6 protein-coding genes and 1 pseudogene are annotated in these 4,929 nt (G+C 48.0%); 1 reads left to right on the top strand and 6 read right to left on the bottom strand.

The window, feature by feature from the left end:
* Positions 1–6 precede the first annotated feature (6 nt).
* Positions 7–99, top strand: coding sequence for an RNA-binding protein (locus tag HWQ67_RS20585; RefSeq protein ID WP_425340726.1), 93 nt, complete (start codon positions 7–9; stop codon positions 97–99).
* 28 nt (positions 100–127) lie between these two features.
* Here HWQ67_RS20585 and HWQ67_RS13040 read toward each other — a convergent pair whose 3' ends face one another.
* The 6 genes and pseudogenes from HWQ67_RS13040 to HWQ67_RS13015 all read right to left on the bottom strand — a co-directional run.
* Positions 128–811 carry a DUF4276 family protein gene (locus tag HWQ67_RS13040; protein WP_218253126.1) on the bottom strand — a complete coding sequence of 228 codons (684 nt, stop codon included), beginning with the start codon at positions 809–811 and terminating at the stop codon, positions 128–130.
* Positions 808–2,040, bottom strand: coding sequence for an AAA family ATPase (locus tag HWQ67_RS13035; protein ID WP_218253125.1), 1,233 nt, complete (start codon positions 2,038–2,040; stop codon positions 808–810). The genes HWQ67_RS13040 and HWQ67_RS13035 overlap by 4 nt, the downstream gene beginning before the upstream one ends.
* Before the next feature lie 163 nt (positions 2,041–2,203).
* Positions 2,204–2,848: a thiamine phosphate synthase gene (gene thiE / locus HWQ67_RS13030; protein WP_218253124.1), complete on the bottom strand. Its 645-nt coding sequence runs from the start codon at positions 2,846–2,848 to the stop codon at positions 2,204–2,206.
* Positions 2,832–4,184 carry an acetyl-CoA carboxylase biotin carboxylase subunit gene (gene accC / locus HWQ67_RS13025; protein ID WP_218253123.1) on the bottom strand — a complete coding sequence of 451 codons (1,353 nt, stop codon included), beginning with the start codon at positions 4,182–4,184 and terminating at the stop codon, positions 2,832–2,834. The genes thiE and accC overlap by 17 nt, the downstream gene beginning before the upstream one ends.
* 13 nt (positions 4,185–4,197) lie before the next feature.
* Complete coding sequence (gene accB / locus HWQ67_RS13020; protein WP_218253122.1) at positions 4,198–4,638, bottom strand: acetyl-CoA carboxylase biotin carboxyl carrier protein; 441 nt, start codon at positions 4,636–4,638, stop codon at positions 4,198–4,200.
* Positions 4,638–4,929: pseudogene (locus tag HWQ67_RS13015) on the bottom strand (elongation factor P); the annotation flags it as partial. The pseudogene HWQ67_RS13015 and the gene accB, both read right to left, overlap by 1 nt.

The following is a 4,929-nucleotide window of genomic DNA, read 5'->3' as shown; positions in this document are numbered from 1 at the left end:
CCCGATATCTCACACATACTAATGCTGGCCGCTGAACGGGGCGTAGAGGTTGAGGCAGTTGCCGACATGCCCTGCAACGCAACGGCTGTTATCGCATAAACCGTACCTTTGGTTCGTGCTACGTGAGTCAGTGGGGAATAGTTGGCTGAAACCCGATATGTGCCCTTAAGTCCTGTCTGAAGCGTGCAAATGAAGGGCATTTAGCAGCAACTGAATCGGGATTTACAACTTCAAGCAATTGAGGCCCCTCTATGGTTTTTTTATACCGTGTTTGACATTTGTAGGCTATTTCTTCTAATCGTTCTGATAATTTTTTTGGTTCACAGTCTATTTTTTCCGGATTTGAGCTGTATGATATGTTTTTGATTTCACTAACAATCTGAGCATACTTACTCTTATAAACGCTCTTGAAGCAATCTAAATCGGCTATCATCCAGGCTTCAATTTCCTGTATGGCAAAATGTATACTATAAGACCCTTTATAGCCAACAAGTTCGCTATCTATTGCTGCCTCGACACTTTGCCTATCCTCACAATCTAAATCTCTGACAATAAAGACATAATCACCTGTAGGTTTACCAACTGCTTTGGTTACAGTTTTTTTAGGTAGGGAGAGATGTTGCCCTACCCTAAACTTTATATCACCTTGCATCTTGGACTTGCCATTGAATCTAACGATATCGTGATGTATTTTTCTTTCACGCATCCAGACTTTCTCTACTTTTAAGATATTCCATAATCCCTTCCCCCAGGGTGTAGACAGACCTTCTGTCATTCCTTCGACAAGGAAAAGTATGTTTTTCTTAGTCAATAGGACCATCCTCCGATAACCGATTCCCTGTTACGATACATCTCACCAAGACGGTATCTTTCAAGCCACGGTTCTAATTCTTCAGGGTCCAGCCTTGTAAACATTGCATTATTTTCGTCATCTGTCTCCATAACAATAACATCTTCCGCCCTGTCTGAAAAACAATCGAGGATATCAGGGGAGTGAGTGGCAAGCAACACCTGTGTCTTTCCCCTCTTGACCGCTACCTTGATTAAATCCGCAAGTATGTTAATCCATTCAGGGTGAAGACCGACTTCGGGTTCATCTATACATATAACAGGCGATGGAGTAGGGTGACATAAAACGGCTGCCCAACAGAGCATTCTTATTGTTCCGTCTGACAACTCGTGCAGGGCTAACTGTTTCTTGATGGCTTTATATTTCAATCTCATCTCAATATGTTGCGAATCAATAATCGGAAATTTCAGGCCATCAAAACCGTCAAGTAGAGACTTTAAGAGACTATTAAATTCAGCTTCAAAATCAAACTCTGAATGGTCCCTTTGAGTCAAATTATGCAGCACTATTGCAAGATTCTCCCCCGTCTCATCAAGATATAAATCCAAAGGGTCCACTTTAGATGGTTTATCTTTTATATTTCTAATGCTTATATGATTGGCGTTATAGAATCTCCATAGGGATACCTGTTGCTTTATGTGTTCAATGGCAGGATATTGTTTAGGAGATGACAATGTTTTTAACGCTATCTCATCACTTGAAATCTCCTCCTCTGGATGTTCAAATCCCATAGGACGACTTCCTTCATACCTATTTACCACACCTTTGCCGAAGTTAAAGGCAAGATACATCCAATTACGCTGTTCTCCGATCTTTCTACTTTTACTCTCTTGCATGATCTCACGTTCAACAGAAAAATAATTGTAATCATCGATTGATAAATCCAGTTCATATTCAGCAGGGATACCGCTTACTATATTCGGGATTGGAGGAAACTGCCATTTAAAATTTATTTTGCTTGGTATTGAAAAGTTTTTGTTTAGAAGAGACTGCACCCCCTTTCGGTAAGTTCTGATTGTTTTCTGTAAACCATATTCTATGCAATCAGGCAGGAACTTAATTGCCTCAAACAAGTTCGATTTTCCACAACCATTTGGCCCAATAAAGATATTCAGCTTACCAAGAGACAAAGACTCATTCTCGTCCATTAAAATATTCTTATAATTTTTAACAAAAAACTTTTCCAGCATAAGCTCCTAATTTACTAATAACAAAGTCTAAATTCACCATTCCTAAGTAGAATAGCATACTATGTTTATGTAGGTCAACTTTTTTATTTTGGTATAAACTCTATATAACAATATACATATTACGGGGGGCAAGGGGGCAGCGAGGGGCGAGCCGCCCCTTTCTTTATTTTTCTTGCCCTCTTATGATGCCGAGGTATGCTTCAACGGCCTTTGTCAGGTCATCTTGTTCGAGGATACCGGATGCAACGGCCACGGCACTGGCACCTGCCTCAAGGACGGCCCCCAGACTCTCCTCGCTGATGCCGCCAATTGCCACTATGGGGATTGTGATCTGCGCCAGGAGTTCCCTGATGGCATCAACGCCCTTGGGACTACCGGCATCCTTGGTCTGTGTGGCAAAGATGGGGCCAAATCCGATGTAGTCTGCCCCGCCCCTCTGCGCCTCCAATGCCTGGTCAATGCTGTGGGTTGAGACCCCGATGATCTTCTTGTCACCCATGAGCCTTCGTACCTGCTCAACAGGCAAATCATCCTGCCCCAAATGTACACCATCGGCATCGACAGCCAACGCTATATCGGGATGGTCGTTGATGATTAGCGTTGCATCGTTTGCCCGCGTAAGCGCCTTCAACAGACGGGCGGTCTTAAACAGTTGCAGCCGCGACGCCTCCTTGTCTCTGAGCTGGAGCCACCTCAGCCCACCGCTCATGGCATCCATGGCCATGTCAAAGGCCGGTTTGGCACGACTGCCCCTGTGCAACAGCAGACACAGTCCGCCCAGGTACAGGGTGTTATGTCGGTTGTCCATATGGCCGTTCAAGGTAACCGGTGTCGAACCTGCCCGCCAGAAAATCGGCATTGGACAGGAGCGTCCTGTGAAATGGGATGGTGGTCTTTATGCCCTCTATCTTGAATTCACCCAAGGCCCTGCGCATCCGCTCGATGGCCTCATGGCGGTTGCTGCCATAGGTGATCAGCTTTGCTATCAGCGAGTCGTACTGGGAGGGGATGGTGCATCCGCCGTAGACGTAGGTATCGACCCGGACGCCGGGACCACCGGGTTGGTAGTAGAAACCGATCTTACCCGGCGAGGGAATAAAGGTAAAGGGGTCCTCGGCGTTGATCCGACACTCGATGCTGTGTCCGACAAGTTTGAGGTTTTTCTGCTTAACGCTCAGGGGAAGACCAGCGGCCAGACGAATCTGCTCCTTGATGACATCTATGCCGGTTACCATCTCCGTCACCGGATGTTCCACCTGGACGCGGGTGTTTATCTCCATAAAGTAGAAGTTTTCGTCCTTGTCAAAGATGAACTCCACGGTGCCGACGTTTCTATACTTTAATGCCTCGGCGGCCTTTATGGCGTATTTGCCGAGTTTTTCTCTGAGTCGTTCGTTTATGATAGGCGAGGGCGATTCCTCGATCAGCTTTTGATGTCGCCTCTGGACTGAGCAGTCCCGCTCGCCAAACTGTAGGGTCTCTCCCTTGTTGTCCACGGCTATCTGTACCTCTATGTGCCTGATCAGCGTGAAGTATTTTTCGATATACAGTTCGCCGTTGCCAAATGCGGCCAACGCCTCGTTCTGTGCCGCAGTCAACGCCTGGGGCATTTGAGACTCCTCATGCACCACACGCATTCCCTTTCCACCGCCGCCGGCTGAGGCCTTGATTATCACGGGAAAACCTATCTTTCTGGCAATCTTCATGGCCAGCGACATGTCATCTATGGCGCCATCGCTACCAGGTACCACGGGGATACCGTGCCTCTTCATGATCTGTCTGGCCCTGGCCTTGTTGCCACCCAGACGGATGTTTTCAGGGGTTGGCCCTATAAAGACGATACCGGACTTCCTGCAGGCATCGGCAAACTGCGGATTCTCCGACAAGAACCCATATCCCGGATGAATCGCCTCGGAGTCCGTCACCTCTGCCGCACTGAGGATCGCAGGGATGTTGAGATAGCTGTCGGAGGCCCGCGCAGGCCCCACACAAATAGCCTCATCGGCAAGTTTGACGTGCATCGACTCCCTGTCTATCTCCGAGTACACCGCAACCGTCCCGATCTCAAGCTCCCTGCACGCACGAATCACACGGATTGCTATCTCACCCCGATTGGCAATTAATATCTTCTTAAAAAGAGGCATCGTCTGTCCCCCCTCACTCCGGCTCAACTAAAAATAACGGCTCTGCATACTCAACAGCCGTTGCATTTTCAACCAGTATCTCCACAATGATGCCATCGACTTCGCTCTCTATTTCGTTCATCAGCTTCATTGCCTCAATGATGCACAACACGTGTCCCTTCTTTACCCTGTCACCCACCTCTGCAAACGGCCTGGACTCAGGTGATGACGAACGATAGAAGGTTCCCACAATGGGGGACTTCACCGTGATGAGGTTTCTTTTCTTATCGTCCACTGCGGGGGAGGCACACTCGGGCACGGCCACTACGATGGGTTGCGGCGGTGCAGCGACTCTCTCCGATGGTGCCCGATGGCGACGGAGCTTTATCTTTAAACCGTCATGTTCGTAGAACAGCTCCGAAATATCGGTCGCCTTGAGGGTTTCGATAAGCTCTTTAATCAGGTTGATGTCCATTACTTAGCCCTTTCGATATATTCCAGCGTCCTTGTATCGATCTTTATCACGTCGCCCTCGTTGATGTGGAAGGGGACCTTGATACTGGCGCCGGTCTCAAGGATGGCCGGCTTGCTGCCCCCTGAGGCCGTATCTCCCTTGAAGCCGGGGTCGGTCTTGGTCACGGTCAGCTCGACAAAGATAGGCGGTTCCACGGCAAGGGGCTGGTCCTTATGATAGAGGATTGTGACTATCATGTTTTCCTTTATCAGTTGCTTAACGCTGCCTAGTTGTTCCTCTGTCAGGGGCAGT

The organism is Candidatus Magnetobacterium casense, from assembly GCF_019173545.1.
GTDB lineage: Bacteria > Nitrospirota > Thermodesulfovibrionia > Thermodesulfovibrionales > Magnetobacteriaceae > Magnetobacterium > Magnetobacterium cryptolimnobacter.
Note: the sequence above shows the minus strand (reverse complement) of the source record. Positions and strands in the feature narration are given on the sequence as shown.

Excerpts from the sequence above, each read along its gene's own strand:
- thiE (WP_218253124.1), bottom strand. The coding sequence starts at position 2,848 with ATGGACAACCGACATAACACCCTGTACCTGGGCGGACTGTGTCTGCTG.
- accB (WP_218253122.1), bottom strand. The coding sequence starts at position 4,638 with ATGGACATCAACCTGATTAAAGAGCTTATCGAAACCCTCAAGGCGACC.
- HWQ67_RS13035 (WP_218253125.1), bottom strand. The coding sequence starts at position 2,040 with ATGCTGGAAAAGTTTTTTGTTAAAAATTATAAGAATATTTTAATGGAC.
- accC (WP_218253123.1), bottom strand. The coding sequence starts at position 4,184 with ATGCCTCTTTTTAAGAAGATATTAATTGCCAATCGGGGTGAGATAGCA.